This is a genomic window from Streptomyces lancefieldiae, assembly GCF_031845825.1.
Classification (GTDB): domain Bacteria; phylum Actinomycetota; class Actinomycetes; order Streptomycetales; family Streptomycetaceae; genus Streptomyces; species Streptomyces lancefieldiae.
On record NZ_JAVRFH010000001.1, the window covers coordinates 51977 to 76952 of the forward strand.

Genomic DNA, 24976 nt, shown 5'->3' on the forward strand with positions numbered 1-24976 from the left:
CGGTGACTCCCGCCGGCCCGACGCCTCTTGGCTGGTTCACACCCCCGCCTCGACCAGGAACGGACTGGGCTTGCCGGACCAGGAGACGTGCAGGCTGTCGCGGGCCCTGGTGCAGGCCACGAAGAGCAGGCAGCGTTCGGACATCATGTCCGTCTCGTGCTGCTTGGGGTCCACCTCGGGCGGCGTGACCGCCTTCGGGAACGGCAGAGCCTCGTCGTTGACGGCGATGACCGCCACGCAGCGGAACTCCAGCCCCTTGAAGGAGTGCATGGTCCCGACCCGTACGGTCGTCGATTCCCCGGCGGCGTCGGTGGAGCGGAGCGCCGCGGCGGGGATGCCGGCGTCCTTCAGGCGGGCCACCGCCTTCGCGCACGTCTTGTTGAACCGGGCGCTGACCCCGATCTCCCCGGCGCCGACGCCCGCGTCCATCCACGCCCGCACCTGGGCGACCAGCGCGTCCAGTTCCGCCTCCTCGGACTTCGCCGGATGCACGGTGGGCCCGTCGCCGTGCAGGGCGGAACGGTAGCCGAGCAGGGTCTCGTTGCGGCCCTCATCCTCGAGCTGGGCGATCGGGCGGCCGATGAGCAGCGCCGTGGACCAGCGCAGGATCTCCTGCGTGCTGCGGTAGTTCTTGCGCAGCTTCACCGACCGCCCGGCCACCTTGATGCCGAGCGACTTCAGCGACACTTTCGCGTCGTAGATGCGCTGGTGCGGGTCGCCCGCGATGAACAGGTCGTCCGGGCGGGCGGGGACGGCCGCGCGCAGCAGACGCCACTGCGCCGGATGCAGGTCCTGTGCCTCGTCCACTACTACGTGCCGGTACTGCGGCCCCTTCTCCTCCAGCAGCCGCGCCGCCTCCGCACACGTCTGCAGCCAGGTGCGGCACCCGTCCTCCGCCAGGTCGGCCGTGAAGCGTTCCACCGTCTCCCACACCAGCGGCCGCTCGGCCGTGGCCAGCCGGCTGCCGCGGCCCCGCCGGTCCGCCGCCTCGTACTCGGCCAGGGTGCCGATGCCCTGCGCCAGGATGACGTGCCGGTACTCCTGCGCGAGGAACTGCGCGCTGCCGGTGAAGCCGGTCGCCTTGGCGGCCTTGCCCCAGCGGCTCACCTCCTCGTTGCTCATCAGCGGCCGCAGCGGCACCGCGCCCGGTGCCTCCGCGACGACGCGGCTGGCGAAACCGTCCACCGTCGAGATGTCCACCCGTTCACGCAGCTCCGGATCGTCCACCAGGGACTCCAGACCCGAGCGGAGGGCGTTGACGAGCGCGTTGGTGTACGTCGTCAGCAGGATGCGGTCGCCGTCGCGCAGGTACCCGAGCAGGTGCTTGACCCGGTGCAGCGCGACGACGGTCTTGCCGGTGCCCGGCCCACCGGTGACCTGCGCAGGCCCCGAGTACGACGCGCGGTACGCCACCTTGCGCTGCGAGGGATGCAGGAAGACCCGCCAGGCCGCGAAGGGCTTCTCCAGGATGTCCCGCAGTTCCTCGGGAGCCGTCACCAGCGCGATACGTGCCCGGGTGTACTGGATCGCGGTCTCGTAGTCCCGCGTGTCCACCGGCTGCGTGGACGCCTGCAGCGCCGGCGCCACGATGTCCTGCCATACCTCCTCCACCGTGCAGCCCGCGGCGAGGTACTGCAGCACCTCTCGCTGGTCCTGCGGCAGCAGCGGTGCGAAGACGTCCAGCTGGTCCTGGTCGACGAGCGACCGGGCCTGCCGCAGCGTCTCGTCGTCGATGCCGAGCGCCTTCAGGTCCCCGTCGGAGAACTTCGCGAACAGCCGCTCCTTCGACGAGGCCTCGGCCACCCGCTCGTAGGCCGGCGTGATCTCGTCCAGGGTCGCCGCGTCCCGGATCTCGACGGTCCGCGTCACCTCGTTGATGCTGGACTTCTGCTTCATCGCCCAGGAGATGGCCTTGTCGTGCGGCATCACCCGCAGCAGGACGAAGGTGTCCCCGGAAGGCGGTGCGAGCACAACACCGCGCCAGAACTGGTCGATGCGGATCGTCCGGACCTGCTTGTCCTTCGCCTTCGTGAGGCTCTCCAGCTTCAGTCCCGGGTCCTTGAAGAGCTGGTCGAGGGTGAGCCGGTTGAACTTCTCCCAGGCGTCGAGTACGCCCTTGCGGACCGGGGGCTGGAGCTTGGGGAGTTCGGCGAAGAAACCGATGTCGAAGGCGAGCTGCGGCATGCGGAGATCCTAGTGCCCGGCCGGCCCGCGGTGCGGGCGAAGGCCAGGTCAGGGCAGGGAACCGGCACTGTCGCCGTCGAGATCCAGACGGATCACCGCCAGGGTCTCGGCCACCTCGGCGGTCAGCTCGTCGTCCGGGCCGAACACCACGCACAGGTCCTCGTGCAGCGGCTCCAGGACGTCGAAGGCCTCCGCCGCCCGCTGTTGGGCGAGCAGCAGCATGCCGATGTCGCGGCGCAGCTCCACCGCGTTCTCGCTCACGTCGCCGTCGACGGCCCGCACCGCGTCGAGCACGCCGTTCAGCCCGGCCAGCGCCTCGGTCACCTGGCCGAGTTCACCACGGCAGCGCGCCGCCTGGGCCCGGCTGTCCAGTGCCTCCTCGCTGCTCGGGCCGCTCACGCGTGCGTAGGCATCGGCCAGTGCCTCGAACTCGGGCAGCGCGGCCCGGTGGTCGCCGGCCAGCTGACGGCTGACCGCCCTGCGCATGCGCAGTCCGAGCACCGCCTTGTTCTCCGCCCCGAGGGCACGCGCGGCGGGCTCGATCATCTCGCCCACCACCTCGGCGGCCTGGGCGTACCGCTCTTCCTCCAACAGGGCGCGGTAGTGCGCGTAGACGTCGAGGATCTGTTCCCGCAGTGCCTCCCGCTCGGCCGCGGGGACGACGGGCGGCACGCCCGGGCCGACGGCGGGGGCGGGGGACCGCGCGCCGCCCGCGGCACCGGCGCGCGAGCGGGGCGCGTAGGGCCGACGGAAGATCCCGGTCGGGTCGGGCACCCCGACGGGCCCCGCCTCCTGCGGTGCGGCCTCCTCCCCGGGCACCGGCAGGAAGGACCGCAGCCGCTCGTACACCTCCTGCACGTCCGCCGGGCGCGCCTCGGGCGCCTTGCGGAGCAGGTGCAGGACGAGCTCCTCCAAGGCCGCCGGCACGTCGCCGCGCAGCTGCCGCAGCGGCGTCGGGGCCGCGTTGACGTGCTGCATCATCAGCTGCCACTCACTGTCCCCGCTGAACAGCGTCCGCCCGCAGAGCAGTTCGTGCAGGACGCAGCCCAGCGCGTACAGGTCGGTGCGCGGCGTGACCCGCGCGCCGCGCACCTGCTCCGGCGCCATGTACTGATGTGTCCCGATCGGACTGCCCGTCGCGGTCAGCTTGGTGACGTCCGTCCGCAGGATCGCCGCGATACCGAAGTCCAGCACCTTCACCGTGCCGTCCCGGGCGACGAGGATGTTGCTCGGCTTCAGGTCACGGTGCACCACCGGCACGTCGTGCGCGTACGACAGCACGGTCGCCACCTGCGCGGCGACGGCCACCGCCCAGCTGACGGGCAGCGGATGGTCCGGGTGTACGTACGCGGTCAGCGGCACGCCGTCGACCAGCTCCATCACCAGGAACAGCTGCTCGTACGACTCGTCCAGCACCGCGTCGTACACCTGCGGCACGCCCGGGTGCTGGATCCGTGCGGTGACCCGTGCCTCGCGCCGGAACCGCTTCTCGAACTCCTCCGCCAGATGCGGCGACGTGACGGCCTGCGGGCGGATCAGCTTGACGGCGACCGGCCGGTCCAGCACGGCGTCGTAGCCGCGCCAGACGTCCCCCATGCCGCCGTGGTTGAACTGCTCCAGCAGTTCGTAGCGTCCCGCGATCCGCTGCACGTCCGGCACCTGTCCCCGCCCTCGCCCCGTCGCGTGTCCGAAGTGATCTCCGCTGTGGTCGGGATCAGTCTCGCGGGTGGGGGTTTCGTGCGTCCAGCCAGGATGCCGGGGAGGTAAGTGATCAGGTCAGGCCGTGAGCGGTGCACTCCGCCCAGACGGTCTTGCCGGGCCCGCCCGTGGAGCGGGGTGAGCACCCCCAGCGGTCGGCCAGCGCCTCGACGAGGAGCAGTCCGCGTCCGCCGTCGCCGTCCTCCGGTACGGCGGTGGCGAGCCGGGGGAGGCGTTCGCCCCGCGTGTCGGTGACCTCGATGCGTACGGTGCCGGTGGCCGGGTCGGCGGTGAGCAGGACGTGGAAGTCCCGGCCGGCGACGCGTCCGTGCCGTACGGCGTTCGCGCACAGCTCTGACGCGATCAGTGTGACGACGTCGTGCGCGTCGCTGCCGTGCGGGATCCCCCAGGCGTCGAGCCGTTTCGCGCACAGTCGCCGGGCCAGACGGGCACCGCGCGGGGTGGAGCTGAAGCACATCGCGAACCTGTGCACCGTGAGGGGTGGTTGTGTTGCGGTCATGCACTCACAGTGGCGTTCCGTGGCCTAGCGTGACCAGTGGTGACGCACTGACGCCGACCCTTCGTACGGGGCGGGTGCGGGCGCTGTACGTGGTGGTACGCGGGGAGCGGAGGCAAGGCGGTGACTGTGGTGAGGGACGAGGAGACGGCGCAGCGGCAGCTGCGGCCGGAGGACGAGCCCGGGACGGGTGTGGTGACCGCGTTCGGACGGCAGTTGAAGCTGCTGCGGACACGGGCGGGGATGGAGAGGGCCGAGCTCGGCAAGCGTCTCGGGTATTCGGCGGACACGGTGGCGTCCATCGAGCAGGGAAGGCGGATCCCGCAGGCCCGGTTCATCGAGAAGGCGGACGAGGTGCTGGGGGCCGGTGGGGTTCTTACGGCGCTGAAGGAGGAGGTGGGGCGGGCTCAGTATCCGGCGTTCTTCCGGGACATGGCCCGGTTGGAGGCAGAGGCGGTCACCCTTCACGTGTACGGTGCCTTGGCCGTTCCTGGTCTGTTGCAGACGGAGGAGTACGCGAAGGCTGTTTTCACCATGCGTCGCCCGCTTCTCGATGAGGAGACCGTGGAGCAGCGTGTTGCAGCGCGACTGGCACGACAGGAGATCTTCTCGCGGCGACCGCTTCCCACGCTGAGCTTCGTCATCGAGGAGTCGGTGTTGCGACGGCCCGTTGGAGGACGGTTGACCCTGCAAGGGCAGTTGGAGCAGATCCTTCTGCATGGGCAGCGCAGGAATGTGGAGATCCAGGTCATGCCCACTGATGCAGCCGAGCACTGCGGACTGGCCGGACCGTTCACCTTGATCGAAAAGCGGGACGGGCGGAGGATGGCGTATGTGGAGGTGCAGCGGACCAGTCGCCTCTATACCGAGCGCGGAGAAGTGCGGGACGCTGAGGAGCAGTACGGCATCCTGCGAGCTCAGGCCCTGACTCCACGCGAGTCGCTGGCCTTCGTTGAGGGACTCCTGGGAGAGAGATGACCCACCGAGTGAGTGAGCTGACGGTTGCCGAGTCAGCGTGGTTCAAGAGCAGCTACAGCAGCGGTGAGGGCGGGGAATGCGTCGAAGTCGCCGCCCATGCAGCCACCGTCCTGGTACGGGACTCGAAGCGTCCGACAGAAGCCAGTCTGTGCTTCACGGCCGAGACGTGGGCCGGCTTCCTGCGGATGACCGCAGAGCACTGAACCGACGAAACGCCCTGGGGCTCGGTACGCGCGCCGTACCGAGCCCCGCTCACGTCAGATGTCGTCCAGCCCCTCCTCCCGGCGGATCATCCGCCAGGCCGCGCGGCGGGCGCTGCGGTCGAGGTTGGACTTGAAGTCCCGATCGGTGCCGAAGTACCGCTTGCCGAGCGTGTCGATCGTGGAGACATGATCCATCATGTTCTCCTCGAACTTCTTGTCGAAGACGATGCCGAAGTTCTCTTCGTCGTTGACGACGGCGGCGGCCCGGACCTTCGGGTCGTCCTTCGTGGCGTTGAAGGCCGGGAGGACGTCCTCCTCGGTGAACTCCGTGCCGAACTTGGCGTTGAACTTCTCGATCAGCTCGGACAGCAGTGACTTCTCGGCGTCCGTGGCACCGCCGACCCCGTCGCCGAAGCCCTTGAGCTCGGCGGGACCCTCGGGGTTGAGGGACACGTCGTGCTCGCCGGTCTTCTCGACGCGCAGGTGGCTGAGGTCCACCTCGCCTATGTCGACTCCGCCGTCGGCGAGCCGCGGGAGCCGGTTGAGCAGGTACCGCCCGTACAGATACAGGCGCTCCAACTCGGCGTCGCGGTAGGGCACGATCTGCGCGAGGAAGCCGTACTTGCGGACGTAGTCGTTGAGGTTGGCGCGGAACTCCTCGGCCACCTCGACGTCGTCCTCCTCCTCGCTCTCCAGGAGGGCGGTGAAGCGAGTGACGGCGGGGGAGAGGAGCCGGTACAGCTCGGCGTGCAGCTTCTCCCACTTGGACTGCGAGCCGCCCGCCTTCTCCTGCGCCTCGAAGTACGCGGCGACGAACTCGTCCATGTCCTGCTCCGAGATGATCGGCGCGGACATGACGCGGCTCTGGGCCGTGTAGAGCAGGTTCGGGTCGGAGGGCAGGGTGTGCGCCTCCTCGAAGTACGGGCGGAACGCGTCCTGGATGTCCTCGGCCTCGTTGACGAAGTCCAGGACGGCGAGGTCGGCCTGGGACTTGCGTTCGGCGGTGCGGTTGAGGCGGGAGAGGGTCTGCACGGCGGCGATGCCGGTCAGCGTCTTATTGACGTACATCGTCGTCAGGAGCGGCTGGTCGAAGCCGGTCTGGTACTTCTCGGCGACGACGAGGATCCGGTACTCCTGCTGGCCCTTGCCGCCGGCCTTCACGGCCTTGTCGTCGGCGCGGGTGTAGGCGAAGGCCTTGGGCAGCGCACTCTCGGAGAGGCCGCCGTTCTCCTTGACCTCGGTGGTCTCCTCGCCGTCGATGGTGAGGGAGCCGGAGATCGCGACCAGGACACCGAGGTCCGGGTACTTGGTGTCGTACGCGCGGTCGGAGATGTAGCTCCGGATGGCACGGGCCATCTGCACGGCGGAGTGGCGGGACGCCGTGACCACCATGGCCTTGGCCCGGCCGCCGAGCCGGCCGCGGGTGTGGGCGACGAAGTGCTCGACGATCACCTGGGCGTGCTGGGACACCGTGTGCTCGTGCATGAGCGCGAACCGGGCGAGCAGGCCGTTCGCCTTGGAGGGGTCGACCTCCTTCTCGTCGTGGTTGAGGTTCGCGAGCTTCCAGTACGTGTTGTAGGTGACGTAATTGCGGAGCGGATCGAGGATGAAGCCTTCCTCGATGGCCTGGCGCATGGAGTAGGTGTGGAAGGGGCGGTAGACGGCCTTGCCGTTCTCCACGCCTTCCGTGCCGAAGAGTTCGAGGGTCTTGGACTTGGGCGTGGCGGTGAACGCGAAGTAGGAGAGGTTGGCGGCGTGCGAGCGCTCGACCGCCTTCGCCTTCAGCTTGTCGTCCACGGTGACCGTGGTCGCGCCCTCGTCGTCCGAGTCGGCGTCCAGGCCGAGGTCGCGGAGGGCGGACTTCACGGCGGTGGCGGCGTCGCCGGACTGGGAGGAGTGCGCCTCGTCGACGATGACCGCGAAGCGGGTGCCCTTGATCTCGGTCGGGTTGCGCTTGATGTAGTCCAGCAGCGCCGGGAACGAGTGCAGGGTGACGGTGACGATCTTGCCGGTGTCCCGGGAGAGGGCGCGGGCGAGCTGTTCGCTCTTCGCGCCGTGCTTCTCGTCGACCTTCACGACCAGGCCGTCGGTCTGACTGAAGCCGCCGACGGTCTCCCGGAGCTGGGCGTCCAGGTTGCGGCGGTCGGTGATGACGATGACCTTGTCGAAGACGGGCTCGCCGGGCTTGATCCGGCCCTCTGCGAGGGCGTCGGGTCGCAGGACGTGCGGATCCCTGCGGGCGTGCAGATCACTGAGGCGGTGGGCCAGCCAGCCGATGGTGTTCGACTTGCCGGACCCGGCGGAGGCCATGACCAGGTAGTTCTGGCCGGCGCCGTGGACGGAGGCGTGCGCGGTGAGCTTCCGGACCACGTCCTACTGGTGGAAGCGGGGGAAGATCGTCTTCTTGGTGATGCCGCCGCCAGGCGTCTTCTCCTTCTGCTGGTGCACGAAACGCTGGAGGAGGTCGAGCCAGTTGTCCCGCCGCCAGACCTCTTCCCAGAGGTAGGAGGTGGCGTACTTGCCGTGGGCGGTGGGTGCCGGGTTGCCGGCCCCGCCGGGCTGGCCGGGGCCGTTCGATCCGGTGTTGAACGGCAGGAACTGCGTGCTCTTGCCGCGCAGCTGCGTGGTGACGAAGACCAGGTCCGGATCGACGGCGAAGTTCGCGATCACGCGCCGCGTGAAGATCAGCTCGGTCGGGTCGCGGTCCGTCCGGTACTGCTCCTTGGCCTGCTCGACGCCCTGTCCGGTGAGCGGGTTCTTCAGCTCGGCCGTGGCGACGGGGATGCCGTTGAGAAACAGGGCCAGGTCGAGGCGGTGGCCCCAGTCGGCCTGCTTGGTGGCGTAGGGGAGCTCGCGGACGACGGTGAGGCGGTTGGCCCGGTAGCCGTCGAGGACGGAGTCGGCGGAGATGAGGTTGGGCTTGAAGTAGGCGACGCGGAGCCGGACTCCGCGGTCCTTGACGCCATTGCGGAGGACGTGGAGGAGGCCGTCATCGGCGATGGCCCGGTCAAGGCGCTGTGCGAAGCCGCGCTGTGCTTCGTTGGGGTCGCCGCCGTAGACGGTGAGCAGTTCCTCCCACCCGTCGGGCTGGGTGGCACCGATGAAGGTGAACAGCTCGTTGGTGTCGAGGCCGAGGTCGGCCTGGTAGTCCTCAGGGTTCGCCTCCCGCCAACCGCGCTCGCAGAGGGCGGAGACGATGGCGGACCCGAAGGAGGACTCGTCGTGCACGGGGCTCATGCGGCGACTCCTTCGGTTACGTTGCGCCCGCTGGCGGTCGATACGTCGAACTGGCCGGTTACAGCGGCGGTAATCAGGGCTTGACGGCGCTCGGCGAGTAGCTTGATCGACCTTTTGAGGGCGCTGCGTACGCGTGCCGTTCTTGAGAAGTCACCGTCGAGCTTTCGCGCCGTTGTTGCTTGCAGACTCAGAGGACATAAGGAGGTCGCCTTTCTTCAAGGCGTACTCTTGGCGCGGCGATACTTGCTCCGGAAGCGCTTTGTGCTGTGCAGGGTCGAAGACGCCTCCGTTGACGCAACCGGCTTTGATCACCCCCCACTCGCGACTGGAAACTTGTCGGTCATCGCACTGCGGCGACCAGCCCTGCTCGATGCGCAGCAACATGTGCCGGAGCCGAATGGCGCCGTGCTTCTGCATCAGATCTTGATAGACCTCAGAGAGACTACTGACGTCTCTGTCGGTAAGGAGCTGCAATTGGCCGGTTTGCCTGGAAGTGAGGTCATCGATGCGGGCGGTCTCGGCGTCGAGGAGGTGGTCCTGGAACTGCACCAAGGCGTGGACATGGGCCGCCCCGGCGAACTGCGGGTCGAGCTGTACGCCGGTGACGCGCGGGTGCGGGTGAGCGGCACGGCGACCCGGCTTCCGCAGGCCGACGAGCGGTAGAGCGCGGTCGGCGTACGCGCAGGGGGCGGGGCGCCCGTACGCGGTGCGGGGGAAGCGGGGCCAGGTGGCGTGAAGGCCACGGTGCGTGTCCCTGGAGTGAGCCGACGGCGACGGTCGGGTGCCTGCGGCGGGTCGAGGGGTGGGCGCCTCTGGGCGGGTGGGGGAGGTGAGGTCACCGGTGACGGCTCATGGCGAGGGCGAGGCGGGCGTCCTTCGGTCCTTCGCGCGTCATGCTGGTTTGCGCGGGCATGGAGAACACCCGGCGCAGGCGGCGGCTGTAGCGCTTGGACCGGTGCAGATCGCCGGTGTGGCGGCCGGAGTCGCGGGGCACGGGAACCAGCCAGGCCGCAGAGGCGAGGTGCCTGGAGTCGGGGGACGGTGCCGCGGGGGTGAAATACGGACGGACCGGTGGTTTCAACGCAGGACGTCTCGCAGCAGCCTGGCGTGCTTCACCGTCTGGCTCGATCCCGTGCGCGCGGCCATCGCGTCGACCTCGGGGGAGACCGCCCTTGGCCGCGCAGCGCGAAGCGCACTCGACCGCGAGCGCGAGGAGTGCCCCGGCTTCCCGGACCGGGAGGAGGGCGCCGGTACGCGGTGCGGTGGACGGCCGGATCCCAGAGCCCGGCCGCAGGCAGACGCCGAAATCACATCCTCGACGCGGCTGTGGACCTCCACCGGCACTGCATCCGGCATCGACGCGGTAGCGGCCTCACCCGCGATCGGCCGGGGGCTACTGCGCTTTGAGGCTCGAGGGTTAGGGTCGTGGCCGGTTCATTGCCACTGGGGAGAGGGCACCGAGGATGAGCGGGACAGTGACGGCGGTCAGCAGCAACGGCGAGTACTCGTTCACCAAGCCGAACCGGGACAGCATCACGCTGCTCGCCGGGCTCGGCGTGGAGGGCGACGTCCATGCCGGCGTGACGGTCAAGCACCGCTCACGCATCGCCCAGGACCCCACCCAGCCGAACCGGCGCCAGGTCCACCTCATCCACGAAGAGCTCTTCGCCGAGGTCGGTGCGGAGGGATTCGAGGTGGCGCCCGGCGATCTCGGCGAGAACATCACCACCCGTGGCATCGATCTGCTCGGCCTGCCGGTCGGCACGCTGCTGCGCATCGGCGACGACGCGGTGCTGGAGGTGACCGGCCTGCGCAACCCCTGCCTGCAGATCGACAACTTCCAGGACGGGCTGCTGAAGCAGGTCGTCGGCCGCGACGAGGCCGGGAACATCGTACGCAAGGCCGGAATCATGAGCATCGTGTCGGAGGGCGGAACGGTGCGTCCGGGCGACACGATCGAAGTGGAGCTTCCCAGCGGGCCGCACCGTCCCCTGGATCGGGTCTGACCGACGCGGCCCCGGGCCCGCAACCCACCGCACCCGTCGGGGAACGACTCCGGACTCCCCGGCGGCACGGCCACCCGCGCGGGCCGTTTTCAGCCGCCGCCAGGACCGTCGCTGCCGAGGCTGGAGAAACGTCAGCATCCGCCGATGAAGCGCAGAGCCGAGGGAACGCCGATGCCAGCGGCGGAGGCGCTCGGCGACGGGCCTGTCACCAGCGGCGACGCCGGTACGGGAGGGAGCTGTACATGAGGCGGGTGCGGTGTGGGGCCGGGATGGGAGGTGTCAACTCTACGGACAGGCGTCGCTGTTGTCCCTATGGTGGGTTGTGAGGGACGGCCGGTGCTCGATGGGGTTCTGTACGGGGCTCCGTGTCGGGTTGCCGAGTGGAAACACCACCTATCACGTCGTGAGGGGACGGCATGACGGCGACCGCGCCAGCGGGCGGGACACCGGAACCCCGGCCGAACACCGCCGGGGACACAGGAGGGAGCACCCCTCCGGTGCCGGCAGGGCAGAGCGGAACCCCGGACGGGACTTCACCGCCCTCCCTCGTACCGCCCCCGCCGACGCGACCCCCAGATGTGTCGCCCCCGCCCCCGGCTTCCCCCGGCGCGGGCAGCGGGGCCGACGACGGTCTCCGGACGGTCCTCCCCCGAAGCGCTCGGAGTGCCGACCGGGGCCTCCCGGCGCAAGAGGAGGCTGTGGTTGTCGGTGGCGGCAGTGAGCGGGGTGCTGGGCGCCTTGGGCGGTGCGCTGCTGGCTTACGTCATGATCGGGCCGAGCGTCACCAAGGAGAACGACTCCAACAAGGCGTACGACGCCTCCCAGCCACCCTTCACGGTGTCCGTGCAGCCCGAGCGGAGTGAGCCCCGTGAGTGGGCGATGGTGCTCGACAGGACGCTGACCGACGACGAAGTCCGGAAAATGAAGAGCAGTCCGGACGTCTTCGCCTACCTGAAGTCGCTGGGTGGCCGTCCGCTCGCCTACGCGCCGATGCTGGAGCACGCTCCCAAGCGGTACATCGAGGAGCAGTCCTCCAGTGGGCGCATGGAGTTCTCGGACACGTTCAAGATGACCGTGCTGAGCACACGCCAGTACCGGTGACCATCAACGACTGGAAGGTCACCGACCTCACGTGCCGGGAGAGCACCGCACAGGCCGTCGTCGGCCTTCCGCCGCAGGGCGGGGCCGCCTCGAGGGTATCCGGCTGCACCTTCCGCCTCGCGCCGACGAACCGGTGCTGACCGACGACACCGAAGGACAGGGCGAGCCCTATTTCGAGAACCGCTTCGTCGAGGTCGGCAACGGTCAGTCCTAGGGCGGGCTCCGGGCGGAGGTCATCGCGCCGCGGGGACAGACCTGCGAATGGGGCGTCCAGGTCCACTACAACGACACCCATCGGCCGGAAGGGCGGTGGGTCCAACTGAAGGACGACAAGGGCGAGCCGCTGCGCATCCGCACGGAGTCCGTCCCGGAGAACCCCCGACAGAGCTGGGTCTTCGGGGCCGTTCCCTGGACGTCCTGCCACGACGACCCCGAGGGGAACATGTGCTCCCTGCTCTGACAGGCAAGGTCGCGGTCCTGGTCGCCGTGCTGGCCGTCCTGTGCGTCCAGGGGTGCGGCTCCTCGCGGTCCGAGGGAGAGGAAGGGCCGGAGCCGGGTCCCTCGGCGCCCTACCGGGGCAACCGCGGATACACCCTTCCGGACAGCCCGTTCACCCGCGAGGACACGGTCGTCACCGCGACGTGCAGCATGGGCGCGCGCTATGCCGGGGTCAACGTGCAGGCCTGGGATCCCGAGCGGTGGGAACTGCGCGAAACCCGGAACTTCTTCATCCCGGTCGACGCCGCGTTCAGCAACTATCCGGACGTCAAGGACGTCCACAGCCCTCTCGTGGACCTCTGCGGAGTGAGTTCGGACAGTCCGTCGCCCTACGCCGTGGACGAGCTGGAGTACGTGACTCCCAGGATCCGTGCCCTGTTCGACCTGGCGTACACGCGCATGGCGGTGGTGTTCCGGGACCCCGACGGCAGGACGACGCACGCCGGCTACGTGGAGAGCGAAGGCAACGCCGACGACTTCGTGAGTCTGAGCGACGCGGAGGGCGACGACGAGCAGAACGCCGTGATGGCGCCCGACGGACGCAGCGTGTGGTTCACGTACATCACCGCCGACGGTGAGCGCAGGATCGGCTCGCGGTCCACGGAGGGGGATCACCGACTGTCGGACGAGGGTCCGGCGATCGGGCACGACCTCCCCCTGACCGTCACCGGGAAGCCCCCGCACGCCGTCCAGGCGAACATGGTCCACCTCGCTCCCGACGGCCGCCGTCTCGCCGCGACCGCGCCGAAGATCTACGGGCACGTCTTCCCCACCCTGAATTCCTCAGGACCGCTCACCGCGGCATCGGGCCGCTCCGCCACCCTGCTCAGTGGGTGCGTCGGCATCGTCGGCTGGGTCGGTGACGAACGGGTGTTGTGCCGCACGCCGTCCGGCACCTTCCGGACCGTGAACGCTCGTGGCGGCCGTGCGGAGGGGGCTGCCGTCGCCGTGGCCCGCGAGGACGACGGGATGGTCGCCGAGGGGATGGTGGTCTCGGCGGACGGTGAGAAGTTCATCACCTCCGTCCCCCCGCCCAACGACCGCTCGGGGCAGCTGGTGGGCCTGGGCGACTTCAGGGTGGTGTCGACCTCGGGGGAAGGAGCCGCGATTCCCGTCTCCGCCGAGTCCTTGACCAACGACACGCTGTTCCTGGAGTGGCGCTGAAGCACGCGGGTGCGGGCGTACAGGCGGGGGCTGTACGGGGGAGGGCGCGGCGTTCGTACGCGGTGCGGGGGAAGCGGACCGAAGCGGCGCGAAAGCCACGGTGCGTGCCCGGACCGTCCACTCGGCTGCCACCGCCGACGCACCACCGCCGGGGCGAACGCCCGAACCGCCGACCGTGACCGCACCCCCCTGTCCGCAGGGCCTCCCGCAGGGGCCGCGAGTCCGCGGTCGGTGGACGGTGTTACGTTCCGCGACATGACCGATCACGCGCTACGGCTGCTGCGGCGGGATCGCCGTCTGGCCGAACTGGCGGCCTTCCCCTTCGGCTTCGACCTGGACCGTGCCGCCCACGGCCATGTCGAGGAGGTCCGCCTCGCCTCGGGCGGGCCGCTGGAGGCGGTGGCCGGGGACGACACCGGCGGCACGTACTTCGTGTGCGCGGACGGCTCGGTGCTCTACGCGGACTCGGAGGGCGCTGCGGGGATCATCGGCTCCAGCGTCGACGAGGCCCTGGAGCTCGTGATCGGCCTGCCCGGCTGGCGCGGCTGTACACGCCTGTCGCCGGACGACGGCGAGGAGAAGATCCTGGCGTGCGTCGCGGGGACCGAGGACGAGATCCGTGAGTGCTACGAAATCGACGAGGAGCGGGCCGAGCTCCGTGCGGCGCTGGGCTTCCCGGAACGCTCCCCGGTCGAGCTGGTGGGCGGACTGCGTGCCGCGCTGCTGCGCACCGAGCCGGACTTCGTGCTGCTCAACGCGGACGAGGGGTGCGCCTACGACCGGTTGGGCCCGGACGGTCCCCCGCTGTGGGAGCCCGTGCTCGCGGCGGGACGCGCCGATCTCGCCCTCCTGCGGCAGGGCGACCGCACGGCATGGCGTGAAGTCGCCGAGGACCCGGTCCGGCGCCGGATCACCCTGCGGGCCGCGCAGTTCGACCGCGCCGAGGGCGATCCGGAGCTGCTGCGGCACCTGCTGCGGCACGAGACACGGTCATCGATGACGGACGAACTGCGGCTCGCGGCCGTGCTGGTGGGGCTGCACGGGGACACCGGAGATCTGCCGTTGCTGCTCGAGGTCCGGGAGACGGACTTCGACACGGCGTGCGGCCTGAGCGGTGTGCCGGAACCGGGTGCGAGCGCGGACGAGTTGCGACAGTGGGCGCGGGAGCTCGACGAGTCGATGTTCGGGACGGACCCGGCGGACGAGCCGGTCTCCACATGGACCGACCTGGCGCGGGACCAGGGGATGACGGACCTCGCGCGGGTGACGCTGATCCGCGCACTCGACACCATCGTCATGGACCAGAGCAGACTCCGCCGCCCCGGGGCTCCCCGCACCCTGGCCACGGCTCCGCTGAGCGGGCTCGCCCGGGACTTCGAGGAACTCGGCGACCTTCCCCAGGCGCTGCGCGCCCAGCGCCTGTACGCGGCCCTCCAGGAGACGGCGTGGGACCGGGCCTCGGCCCGGCACAGCCTCGCCCGTCTGGAGCGGGAGGCGGGCCGGCTGCCGCAGGCGGTGGACAGCCTGGCCGCCGTGCGCGAGGCCCTGGCCACCCCGGACGACGACTCGCTGCGCCACTGGCGGCGGGTCAACCTCGGCCGTTTCATCGCCGAGGAGCACTACCGGCTCACCCTCGCCTTGGCCGACGCGGGCCGCCCCGAGGAGTCCCGTGCCCTCCTCACCGCCGCCGACGCCCTACTCGGCGAGCTCTCGGAGAACGCCGCCAAGGGCGTCCGCGAGCTCGCCGAGCGGACCGCTGCCCGCGTGCGGGAGGTCGACTGGGGGACGGGCACGGTGGGCGGGACAGGGGGGGAAGGGGGATGAAACAGCACAGGGCGAGGGCTTTCGGGTGACAACGCCGTCCGTTTCGGTGAACCCGGGCTCGACGGCCGTCACGACGACGGAGACGGGCCTGAACCGGCCTTTTCGCGAGCGCACTCGGGCGGCTGGGGGGAACTGAGCCGTCGGTCAGCCGCCCTGGTAGATCGTGGTGCACAGCAGCGTGGCACCGTCGTCCACCAGGGCGGCCCAGTAGCGCGTCTGGTCGCCCGCCACCCGGCGGCAGTTGTTCGCGTCGGCGCCCGCCGGGGCGCGGTAGACGCCTGTGATGTGCATGATCTGGTTGTACGGGACGGGCACCGGCTCGCGTCGGCAGACCACGGCCGTCATCAGGGCGAGGGAGATCGAGTCGCCGGACTGCCGGCCGAGAATGCAGTAGTTGGCGTGGTAGACGCGGGTGCGGCAGAGCTTCGTGGTGTCGCCGGTGGTGGCGGACCGGTAGCTCCAGGACGACTTCCCGTAGCCGGTGGGGCAGGCCGTGTTGATGGCGGTCACCTGGACCTGCGCCTGCTCGCCGGCGCAGGACACGGGGTCCGGCGGAGCACCGACGCTCCAGTCGACGCTGGTGGTGCCCCCGCGGCCCGTGTCGTAGACCGGCAGGCAGTCGCCGACCGAGATGGCTTCGAACGCCTTCTCGGTGGGATCCGGAACGGGTGTCGACGGCTCGGGGTCGGGCTCGTCGGCGCTCCCCTCACCGGTGCCGGAGCCATCGGTGATGCGGGCGGTCGGCGAAGACGTGTATGAGGCCGGGCTGGAACTGGAGGGGGGCGGGCCGGCCAGCAGGTCCTTCAGTTCGCCCGCGTTGTTCAAGCCCAGCCAGCCCAGGATCGACAGCACGGATGCGATCCCGCCTAGCAGTGCCCATACCCTGGCACTGGAATGATCATCGGATGCGCCTGCCACCATGCCCTCCCCCGCTGAGGCTCAGGCGATGCTAACCATTCTGGCGCCACTGAGGGCCGAACCCCCTTCATCTCAACTCCGTTGGCCTCCATGCGCGCGGATCCAGCCCCCTGCTGATCGCCGGATCCGCCGTTGATCAGTCACTCCCCAGGCCGCTCAGGCGTGAGGTGGCGTGGTCACAGTGCGATTCGGACGGTCTTGACCTGGGTGTAGGTGTCGAGTCCTTCCAGGCCGCCTTCGCGGCCCGGGCCGGACTGCTTGTGACCGCCGAAGGGGAGGTTGCCGGTGCTCATCTCGGCCCAGGTGTTGATCCAGACGGTGCCGGCCTCGATGGCTGCGGCCATGCGGTGTGCGGTGGTCAGGTCGGTGGTCCACACGGAGGCGGCCAGTCCGTAGTCGGTGTCGTTGGCCTGGGCGATGGCGTCGTCGATGTCGGTGAAGGTGGTGATCACGCCGACGGAGCCGAAGATCTCCTCGCGGACGACGCATGTCGGGGCGGACGTCGTCGAGGAGGGTGGGGGCGAAGAAGTATCCGTGGTCACCGAAGCGCCCGCCGCCGGTCACCACGTTCGCGCCCTCCTCGCGGGCGATGTCGAGGTAGGAGCTGACGCGGTCCAACTGCGCCTTGGTGGAGAGCGGTCCCACCAGCGTGCCCTGGGTCAGCGGGTCGCCCGGGGTGAACGCCTCCATCGTCTTGAGCAACTTCTCGACGAACTCCTCGCGGATGCTCTCCTCGACGAACACCCGTGATCCGGCGACGCAGACCTGTCCCGCGTTACCCAGGAAGCCGGCCGCCACGCCGCGGACCGCGACGTCGAGGTCGGCGTCGGCGAAGACGACCGACGGCGACTTGCCGCCCAGTTCGAGCGTGATGCGCTTGAGCGTGTCGGTGGCCTGGCGCCGGACCAGCTTGCCGGTCGCGGTCGACCCGGTGAAGGCGATCTTCGCGACACCGGGGTGCGCGACCAGCGCCTGACCCGCCTCGGTACCCAGTCCGGTGACGACGTTCACGACACCGACCGGCAGGTCGGTGTCGGCGAGCAGCTCGGCCAGGCGCAGCGTGCTCAGCGAGGCGGTCTCGGCCGGCTTGAGCACGACGGTGTTACCGGCGGCCAGGGCCGGGGCGAGCTTGCCGGGCAGTTGGCCCATCGGACCGTTCCAGCCCCAGATGATGCCGACGACACCGAGGGCCCCTTGCGGGTGTAGGCCATGCGGTCCTTGCCTGCGGGAACACACACGCCGGACAGCTTGGTGGGCCAGCCCGCGTAGTAGCGGAAGACCTCACTCGCCTCGGCCAGCATGTGCGCGGTCAGCATGCGGGGTGCGCCCATGTTGACCGAGTCGATGGTGGCCAGTTCGTCGGCGTGTTCCTCGATGACGTCGGCGATCTGGTTCAGGATCCGGCCGCGCCGGTCGGGGCTCATTTCCGCCCAGGTGGGATCGGTGAACGCCGCGCGCGCGGCGTTCACCGCGGCGTCGACGTCGGCTGCCTCGCCGCGCGGCACACGGGCCAGCGCCTCCTCGGTGGCCGCGGCGTGTACTTCATGGACCCGGCATGCCACGCCATGGAGCTCATCACCGTGCCGTACGGCGGCTGGACCTCGTGACCACACGCACCGAGGGCCGCACCCCCAGCGCGGGGTGCGGCCCTCGGTGCGTCGCCCGTCCCCGTGTGATCGCCGCCGACGCCCCGCGACGCCGGTGCTGCCGCCCACGGCCTGTCCCGTGCGTGATCTGCGAGCGGTTTCGGTTGGGGTGGCCCGGGGAAGCTCGCGGCCGTTGTCGCCCGGTTCTCAGGGCTCCACGCCACAGCGTCGCGCGATTGCTTCGAGGCGTTCGAGTTCCCGTCGCGCTGCTGCCGGGTGGGCGAGGTCGAGGGCCATGCCGGCGCGGGCCGTGATGTAGAGGATGTCCTGGTGGGTGGCGGTGTCCAGGCCGGGAGCGTTCTGGAGTCGGCGGCTCGTGACCCTCAAGAAGAGCGCGATGCCGTCGAGTTCGTCACGCAGGTGCAGGGGCAGCACCTCCCGCAGTTCGTCCTTGGCGTAGTCACGCGCCTGCCGGTCCGCCGCACAGGGGCCGGGCAGCACGGGAGCCCAGGGAAGGCCGGCTACTCGCGCGTCGTCGTACATCTCCGCCACCAAGGCGCGCGCGGACTCGGGGTCGCCCGCGGCAGCTGCCTCGCGGGCCGACTGCAAGGTGGAACGAAGTCGGGCACGGGCCTGGGGGTCTTCGCCGGTCCGGGCGTCCAGATAGCCGGACCACACGTCGAACGCCTTGCTCAGCTCGGCGTCCAGCATGATCTTGTACACGTCCGGCACTCTGCCGCCCCTCCGTCGAGCCCGTCCTGGCATGGACGGCAGCGGTCAGAATAGGAGAGGCACGGGGCGGGACGCCTGTGTATTACCCGGTGGCGGCGTGCAGGCCTCCGCGTTACGGGACAACGCTTAGTGGCGGAGGCGCTCGGCGACGGTCCCGGCCACCTCCTCGAGCCATTGGCGGACGCTGATCCCTGAGGGGGGTGATACGTCCATCCCCAGCACGGAGACAGCCTGCTTCAGGTCCTTGTCCGTGGCAGCCATGGCGAGAAGCCCCGTGATGTCCCGTACGAGCTGGCCCAGGTCAGCGTCCGATGCCCCCGACAAGTAGTCGTCGACAGCCTCGGCGTAGGAGGTGTACTCATCGGAGAAGTCCTGATGGAAGTGGGCTCCGAGAAACTGGTTCAGTTCGGGGAAACGTTCTCTGTACTCCCACTTGTTCTGCGGCAAGGACCGGTTCTGCTGTGCGGGACTTCCGAGGCGGCGGACCAGATGCTCGCGGATGATGCGCAGGCATTCTTCGACGCCCCGCCCGGACGGCGGCTCGATCTTCGGGAGCAGTTCGATGTCGTCCGCGATCTCGGGGGAGAACAGGCCGGTCCGGAGGATGTCATCAAGCTGATGTACTGCGTTGGACGCCCGCTGCGGGTCTGTGGAGACGATCCTGAGATACGCGGACAGGGCGGGCCCAGGGGTCTCGGGAGTGTCGGTGAAGGTGTAGTCGTGCGCCGCGTAGGCCTCCAGGAGTGTCTGCACCTCGTAGAACCGGAATCCGGGGCCGGGGGACAGTGTCATGAGGCTGCTCCGTGTGGTCATGACTCAAGGGGTGGGGTACGAGGTCAGGATCCGGAAACCCGCGGGGGCTTGGGGGTCCCGCTTCAGAATGACACGGACCGAGCGCACCTCCTGTGGTGGGCTGCCATGCTTGAAGTCGGAACGGGTGAGTCGAAGACCAGTGGTCTCCCGGAAGGACCTCTCCAGCTCGAGCTTGGCCTTCCTGCCGTGCAGCCAGCTCTCGATCTTCTTCTGATTGCGCAGCAGGGTTTCGTCCGCGAAGCGCTGAGCATCGGCTTCGCTGAGAAAACGCGAATCCGCGTCGAGCTTCGGGTCGGCGCGGAGACGGTTGCGCATGTCTCCGGTCGTCTTCTCGACGTGCCGCTCAATGGTGTGAGCTCCGTTCTTTCCCTCATCTCCTTTGATGTCGGCACGATGCTTGGGTTTCACCGGGCCTTTCCGCTTGCTTCGTGGCCAGGCGTGCTGAGTCGATTCAGCCGGGGGCCCTGCCGTGCCACCGGCACCGCCGTTGGCTCCCACGGCCATGAGGACGATGCCGGCCGTACCGAGGAGAGCGGCGTTGACGCCCGTTCCGGCAGCGGCTGAGCCAACCGTGCCTGCCCCGGCGAACGCGAGTCCCCCGGGCGGGAACAGAGCGAGGAGTGAGAGCAGAAGAAGGGCGAAACCGAGGTAGGCCAGGAAGGAACCGAGCGCATCGAGCAGATGGAAGGTCGAGAGGATCCTGCCGTCAGGACCGGTATCACCGAGTGCGCGGTAGAACAGGAACGCACCGGTCGTAGCTGCCCCCAGAGCGCAACCCGTGCGAAAACGGTGAACGGCCAGCGGCTCCCCGAGGAGATGAGCCGAGACGGTCTGCCAGGTGCGAAACAGAACGAACAACTGCCAGGCGATCCACAGGAGAGCGGCTGCCCCGAAGCCCATGAGGATCCTGGCTCCCGACCGGGTGCTGAAGAAGGCCTGCAACCCGGCTGTGGAGGCGAAGGAGCCGGCACCGAGAAACAACAACGCGGGCAGGCTGAGAGCAAGAGGAATCAGCAGCAGCCACCAACGATGCGCCTGACCTGCGCGGGCGGCCTTCAGGCGGGCACGTATCGTGCCGCGCTGCCATGCTTGCCGCTGATCCGAGGAGTCCATCTGCGCGGTGATCCCGGAGACCGCCTCGCGCAGTCGTTCCGTGTCGTCGGACGGCGCCACAGAGGCGGCGTACAGCAGGGAGCGCCGCAGCCGCACGTAGCGCAGGGTGATCAGCAGACTCCACGGGAAGCACCAGGCGGCGTAGCGCAGCAGGGCGCCCAGGGTGTCGCCGTCGAGTCGCTCAGAGGCCAGCAGTACGCCCGGCACCGTCTGCTTGCCACGGTGCAACCGGTGTACGTCGACGACCATGGCCACACCGAGACACACCAGAGGCATTGCCCACGCGTTCGCGTCCAGTGTGTCCAGCCACTGTCGGGCCTGCTCGTCTCGCTCCTGGACGACGTAGTTGTTGAGCATGTGATGCACGGAAGGCACCAAGAGAGGCGGAATCGCGAACAGGCGTCTCCAACCCCGTGTCCGCCACAGCAGGCCTACTCCCAGACCCGCGACGGCCGTCCACACCAGATGTGTGAACGTCTCAGTACTCAAGGGGGTGCTCGAGGCCGTCTGTCCGAAAGGGGCCGGGAGCCATGAGGTGAACACTTGCCCCGGCCCGGGCACATAGGGCGGAAAGAGGCTGTCCGGGATGATCCAGCCGCCGTCCCGGGTGATCGCCCGGTCCGCGTCGAGGCCGTATCGCAGTACCGCTTCCAGTAACCCGAAGCCCCCGCCCAACGCGGCGCCCAGCACCACGAAGTCGGTCAGCCCCCACTGACGTCGGATCTTGAGGCTCAGGCCGGCCAGCAGCAGAGGGGAGACCTTGAGCAGTTCCTCGACCCAGGGTGCCACCGTGTAACTGGTGTTGTTGACCACCTTCACCAGCGACAGACCGGAGTAGTCCGCGTAAAGACGCGTGTAGGTCAACTGCAGCAGGGCCGTGGCAACACCGGACCCGTATACGCCCACCGCGATCGCCAGTAGCACGGTCGACAGGCGGACCGAGCGTGTCGGCCACGACAGAGCGAATAACTGCAGCACACCCCAGACGGCCGCAGCCGTCATGACCAAGACCATGCCCCCGCCTCCCCTTTGCCACCACTTGTTTCGTGGAAGCAAAGTCAAGCTAGGTGGTCAACTTGCCGGAAAACAAGAGAATTCAGAGAAATGATGAGCGTGAGAGTTGCAATCAGGAACGGCGCAGCGTGCTGCTGTGCCGATAGCAACGCTACGGTCCGTCACAGTAGGTGGTGTGACCCAGGCACTGTGGTCCGTCCGCTCCCGGACGCCCCGGTCAGCATCAGGAACCGGTCGACGGGGCGGGCGCGGATGCGTGCAGCCTGCGCGTCAGCTCGGCTGCCTGAGCCTCCCGCCCGAAGTGGACGGCGCCTCCGTCCTCGCCGTACGCGTCCAGCCCCCGGGTACGGAATCCAATCACGCCGGGTGAAACGGCGTGACCGACGGCGAGAGCGGCCTGGTCGATCCCCGTGCTCAATCAATGCCCCCGGTCTCGACGAGATGGGCGATGAAGGTGGCGACGACGTGCGGACGGGGGGCTTCCGGGACAGGGGCGTCAGGGAGGCCGGCCTCTGCGCCCCACTCGGTGTTGAACATGACGGCCGTGCCCGCCGGCACCACGTTGTTCCTGAGCCAGAGGACGAAGCCTGCCGCGGACCGGGCGGTGCAGTCCTTGACGGACACGCCTTCGGGCGACGGCAGTGCCATGCCTTCGAGCTGTTCGTCGTCCAAGGTGATCCCGAAGTGCATCGACGACCCGGTGACGGGTCCGTCGGTGCCGTCGTCGACACGGACGGACTCTTCGAGGTTCCGCTCACGCAGCACCGCTTCCAGACGCTCGTACGTCAGACTCCAGCTCTGCCCGTCTGGCGGGGTGAAGACGTACACGGTGCGGAGTTCGGCGATCTCGTCCGGTTCCATCGTGCTGCGGTGCTTCCTCTACGGCAGGCGGTGGTGTCGGGGAACGTAGCGGGCGCGTTCCTGGAGTAGCGGTGAGACGCGCCAAAGCGGATGTCACCGACGGGTGCTGTACGTGAGTCAGCCATCCCATGGCTGGTCGAGCCGAGGCGTACGACGGCTCACGAGGCCGGCAATTCCCTCGAAGAAGTGCAGGCCTCGTGAGCCGTAGACCCGTGCGGCGTCAAGGAAGCCAGCGCAACCGTGCGTCGTCGGCCATCTGACAAGTCAACCGGATCCCTCCGGACGAGGTCACCTGAGCACCGTCCAGGTTGCACTTCCGGTTGGGTTCGTTGCAGCTGCCCTTCTTATGGCCTGGTACATCGGCGCAGTTCAGCGTGTCGTGCGCCGTTTGTCCCTCCGGAGAGAGGTTGTCGTAGTTGCTCCCGTCATGTCGGCCCGGTGAGTCGGAGGGAGTGCTCTGAGGAGTGGGCTCCGTTCGGACCGAAGGTGACTGCTCCGTCGGCTCCGGCTGCGCCACCGACTCAACGGGGTGCACCTTCGTCTGCTCGGCAGGTGATGCGGTGACGGTTACGGTCGCCGTTGCCGTAGCAGTCATCGTGACAGTGGTCGCCGGAGCCGGACGAGTCGCAGTCGTAGCAGTGGTCTGGGTTGCGCCTTGGCCCAGAGCAATAGCAGCGACACATGCTGCGACCACAGCAACCACAGTGATCAGATGCCGCGCGCGGAGGCGAGAGGGAGGAGCATGCGGCAACTCAGCATCTGAGGACGTGAGGAAAGCTCGACAGGAGTCGTTGGACTCCTCCTCACCGGCAGTACGGACGAGCTCTTCCTCTTCCGGGTCAAGGTGCTGCGCAGGGGGCGGGGCGTCGGGTTCGGGGACTTTGGCGTCGGCGGGCTCTTCTTTGCGCACCAACATTCTGGAGAGGACCGCGTCCAGCTGTGCGCGGCGTGCTTCCTGAGCCTCCCGCTGCGCTTGGTCAGGATCCGGCCTGGGGAACGGGATCCTGCAAGTCCAATCGCTCCTGTGGCAGTTCACGCAATTCGAAACGCCTTCGTTCTTGACCCACATCAGCCAACCTACGTTGTGGCCGCAATATGGGCATAGGTGTTGGATTGTAGCCATTTCCCCCTCTTTAATGTCCTACACATGCTTGAAGTGCCTTAAATGTAGATCATGCGTGGAGTGGCTTACTCCGCACTCTCGTCAGCTTGGAGCCCATTGCGCAATGGCACGTTTTTCCCGAAGTGGTGGCGAGTCGCGCGGGTGTGTGCGTTCAGGTGCGTGCTGCGTGTGGGAGGGGCGGCTGAGCGTCCCCGGTATGGGGGAAGCGGCGGCAAGCGATGCGAAAGCTACGGTGTGTGTCTCTAGAGTGATCCGAGTGTGACGGTCGGGTGTGGTGCCTGCGGTGAGTTGAGGAGCGGGCGCCACTGTGCGGGTGGGTGAGGTGAGGTCTCCGGTGACGGCTCATGGTGAGGGCGAGGCGGGCATCCTGCGGTGTTTCGGGCAGCAGTTGCGGCTGTTGCGGACGAGCCGGGGGCTGACGCGGGCGGAGTTGGGTGCGAAGCTCGGGTACGGCGAGGACATGGTCGCGTCGGTGGAGTTGGGGCGGCGGATTCCGAGGCCGGAGTTCATCGAGCGGGCGGATGCGGTGCTGGAGGCCGGCGGGCTGTTGGCGGTGATGAAGGAGGAGGTGGCGCGGGCTCGGTATCCGGCCTTCTTTCGGGATGCGGCGAAGCTGGAGGCGGAGGCGGTTGAGCTGCATGTGTACGCCAACCAGGCCGTGCCGGGGCTGTTGCAGGTCGAGGAGTACGCGAGGGTGGTGTTCGAGATGTGGCGCCCCCTGCTGGGCGAGGAGACCGTGAATCAGCGCGTAGCCGCCCGGCTGGCTCGCCAGGAGTTGTTCTCGCGCATGCCCATGCCGACGATCAGCTTCGTCATCGAGGAGAGCACTCTGCGTCGGCCGCTGGGAGGGAGCGCCGTGATGCGGGCTCAGTTGGAGCAGATCCTTCTCTACGGTCAGCAGCGCAACGTTGAGATCCAGGTCATGCCGACTGATCGTCGCCAGCACGCCGGTATGGGTGGCCCGTTCACCTTGATGGAGACGAGCAAGGCGCAGAGGATCGCTTATGTGGAGGTGAACGAGCACAGTCACCTCTACAGTGAGCGGCCGGTGGTCCGGGGGTTCGAGGAGCGGTACGGCATCCTGAGAGCACAAGGCCTCACGCCGTCGGAGTCACTGGCCTTCGTTCAGAAGCTGTTGGGAGACCTATGAACACGAAAGACACACGCCTCCAGCCCACCTCCGAGCTGCACTGGTTCAAAAGCAGCTATAGCAGCGGCGCTGGCGGTGAGTGTGTTGAAGTCGTGGTTACGGCTGCGGGTGTGAGTGTGCGTGACTCGAAGCGGGCGGCGCAGGGTGGTCCGGTGCTGAAGGTGGGTTCGGAGGCGTGGATAGCGCTGCTTGAGACAGTCTGAGGGGAAGGGCGCTCGCGCTGGGCGGCGTTCTCCCTTCGCGCGGAGCGCCGCCC

The 24976-nt window shown here is 68.8% G+C and carries 18 protein-coding genes and 5 pseudogenes; 10 read left to right on the plus strand and 13 right to left on the minus strand.

The window, feature by feature from the left end; genetic code table 11:
* Positions 1–36 precede the first annotated feature (36 nt).
* The 3 genes from RM812_RS00180 to RM812_RS00190 all read right to left on the minus strand — a co-directional run bounded on the left by RM812_RS00180 (position 37) and on the right by RM812_RS00190 (position 4402).
* The gene (locus tag RM812_RS00180; RefSeq protein WP_311570267.1) at positions 37–2184 is read right to left on the minus strand and encodes a UvrD-helicase domain-containing protein; all 2148 of its coding nucleotides are present in this window, start codon (positions 2182–2184) and stop codon (positions 37–39) included.
* A 48-nt stretch (positions 2185–2232) separates the two neighbouring features.
* Positions 2233–3843, minus strand: coding sequence for a serine/threonine-protein kinase (locus RM812_RS00185; protein WP_311570268.1), 1611 nt, complete (start codon positions 3841–3843; stop codon positions 2233–2235).
* A 112-nt stretch (positions 3844–3955) separates the two neighbouring features.
* Complete coding sequence (locus RM812_RS00190) at positions 3956–4402, minus strand: ATP-binding protein (protein ID WP_311570269.1); 447 nt, start codon at positions 4400–4402, stop codon at positions 3956–3958.
* Positions 4403–4522: 120 nt separating this feature from the next.
* Between RM812_RS00190 and RM812_RS00195 the strand changes: the two genes are divergently transcribed.
* The gene (locus RM812_RS00195) at positions 4523–5377 is read left to right on the plus strand and encodes a helix-turn-helix domain-containing protein (RefSeq protein ID WP_394816407.1); all 855 of its coding nucleotides are present in this window, start codon (positions 4523–4525) and stop codon (positions 5375–5377) included.
* The gene (locus RM812_RS00200; protein WP_311570270.1) at positions 5374–5580 is read left to right on the plus strand and encodes a DUF397 domain-containing protein; all 207 of its coding nucleotides are present in this window, start codon (positions 5374–5376) and stop codon (positions 5578–5580) included. The genes RM812_RS00195 and RM812_RS00200 overlap by 4 nt, the downstream gene beginning before the upstream one ends.
* A gap of 54 nt (positions 5581–5634) precedes the next feature.
* Here RM812_RS00200 and RM812_RS00205 read toward each other — a convergent pair.
* A pseudogene (locus RM812_RS00205) lies at positions 5635–8817 on the minus strand (type I restriction endonuclease subunit R).
* A gap of 150 nt (positions 8818–8967) precedes the next feature.
* Complete coding sequence (locus RM812_RS00210) at positions 8968–9234, minus strand: restriction endonuclease subunit S domain-containing protein (protein WP_311570271.1); 267 nt, start codon at positions 9232–9234, stop codon at positions 8968–8970.
* 108 nt (positions 9235–9342) lie between these two features.
* Here RM812_RS00210 and RM812_RS00215 point away from each other — a divergent pair.
* Positions 9343–9480: pseudogene (locus RM812_RS00215) on the plus strand (phenazine biosynthesis protein PhzF); the annotation flags it as partial.
* A gap of 205 nt (positions 9481–9685) precedes the next feature.
* Here the strand turns inward: RM812_RS00215 and RM812_RS00220 are convergent.
* A pseudogene (locus RM812_RS00220) lies at positions 9686–9850 on the minus strand (transposase); the annotation flags it as partial.
* A gap of 430 nt (positions 9851–10280) precedes the next feature.
* Here RM812_RS00220 and RM812_RS00225 point away from each other — a divergent pair.
* The 4 genes from RM812_RS00225 to RM812_RS00240 all read left to right on the plus strand — a co-directional run bounded on the left by RM812_RS00225 (position 10281) and on the right by RM812_RS00240 (position 15410).
* Positions 10281–10823 (plus strand): MOSC domain-containing protein, encoded by a 543-nt coding sequence (locus RM812_RS00225; RefSeq protein WP_311570272.1) that lies wholly within the window; start codon positions 10281–10283, stop codon positions 10821–10823.
* Positions 10824–11531: 708 nt separating this feature from the next.
* On the plus strand, positions 11532–11924 hold the full coding sequence (locus RM812_RS00230; protein WP_311570273.1) for a hypothetical protein: 393 nt from the start codon (positions 11532–11534) through the stop codon (positions 11922–11924).
* A gap of 444 nt (positions 11925–12368) precedes the next feature.
* Entirely contained in the window at positions 12369–13586 is a 1218-nt protein-coding gene (locus RM812_RS00235; RefSeq protein WP_311570274.1) for a hypothetical protein, read from the plus strand.
* Positions 13587–13841: 255 nt separating this feature from the next.
* Positions 13842–15410, plus strand: coding sequence for a hypothetical protein (locus RM812_RS00240; protein WP_311570275.1), 1569 nt, complete (start codon positions 13842–13844; stop codon positions 15408–15410).
* Positions 15411–15554: 144 nt separating this feature from the next.
* Here the strand turns inward: RM812_RS00240 and RM812_RS00245 are convergent, their stop codons facing one another.
* Both RM812_RS00245 and RM812_RS42975 read right to left on the minus strand, forming a co-directional pair.
* Positions 15555–16262, minus strand: a complete 708-nt coding sequence (locus tag RM812_RS00245) for a hypothetical protein (protein WP_311570276.1) — start codon at positions 16260–16262, stop codon at positions 15555–15557.
* Between the two features lie 242 nt (positions 16263–16504).
* Positions 16505–17890, minus strand: a pseudogene (locus tag RM812_RS42975) (aldehyde dehydrogenase family protein).
* Here RM812_RS42975 and RM812_RS00265 point away from each other — a divergent pair.
* Positions 17852–17935 (plus strand): annotated as a pseudogene (locus RM812_RS00265) (VOC family protein); the annotation flags it as partial. The pseudogenes RM812_RS42975 and RM812_RS00265 sit on opposite strands and share 39 nt — an antisense overlap.
* Positions 17936–18121: 186 nt before the next feature.
* On the opposite strand, the gene RM812_RS00270 reads toward RM812_RS00265, so the two are convergent.
* The 5 genes from RM812_RS00270 to RM812_RS00290 form a co-directional block, all read right to left on the minus strand.
* Positions 18122–18637, minus strand: coding sequence for a hypothetical protein (locus RM812_RS00270; protein ID WP_311570280.1), 516 nt, complete (start codon positions 18635–18637; stop codon positions 18122–18124).
* A gap of 135 nt (positions 18638–18772) precedes the next feature.
* Complete coding sequence (locus tag RM812_RS00275; protein ID WP_311570281.1) at positions 18773–19438, minus strand: contact-dependent growth inhibition system immunity protein; 666 nt, start codon at positions 19436–19438, stop codon at positions 18773–18775.
* A gap of 24 nt (positions 19439–19462) precedes the next feature.
* Entirely contained in the window at positions 19463–21586 is a 2124-nt protein-coding gene (locus tag RM812_RS00280) for an RNase A-like domain-containing protein (protein ID WP_311570282.1), read from the minus strand.
* A 223-nt stretch (positions 21587–21809) separates the two neighbouring features.
* A complete protein-coding gene (locus RM812_RS00285; RefSeq protein WP_311570283.1) occupies positions 21810–22004 on the minus strand; it encodes a hypothetical protein in 195 nt (64 codons plus the stop codon).
* Entirely contained in the window at positions 22001–22447 is a 447-nt protein-coding gene (locus RM812_RS00290) for a hypothetical protein (protein WP_311570284.1), read from the minus strand. Before RM812_RS00290 ends, RM812_RS00285 begins: the two co-directional genes overlap by 4 nt.
* A gap of 1457 nt (positions 22448–23904) precedes the next feature.
* Between RM812_RS00290 and RM812_RS00295 the strand changes: the two genes are divergently transcribed.
* A complete protein-coding gene (locus RM812_RS00295) occupies positions 23905–24720 on the plus strand; it encodes a helix-turn-helix domain-containing protein (protein ID WP_311570285.1) in 816 nt (271 codons plus the stop codon).
* A complete protein-coding gene (locus RM812_RS00300) occupies positions 24717–24923 on the plus strand; it encodes a DUF397 domain-containing protein (protein WP_311570286.1) in 207 nt (68 codons plus the stop codon). The genes RM812_RS00295 and RM812_RS00300 overlap by 4 nt, the downstream gene beginning before the upstream one ends.
* Positions 24924–24976 lie beyond the last annotated feature (53 nt).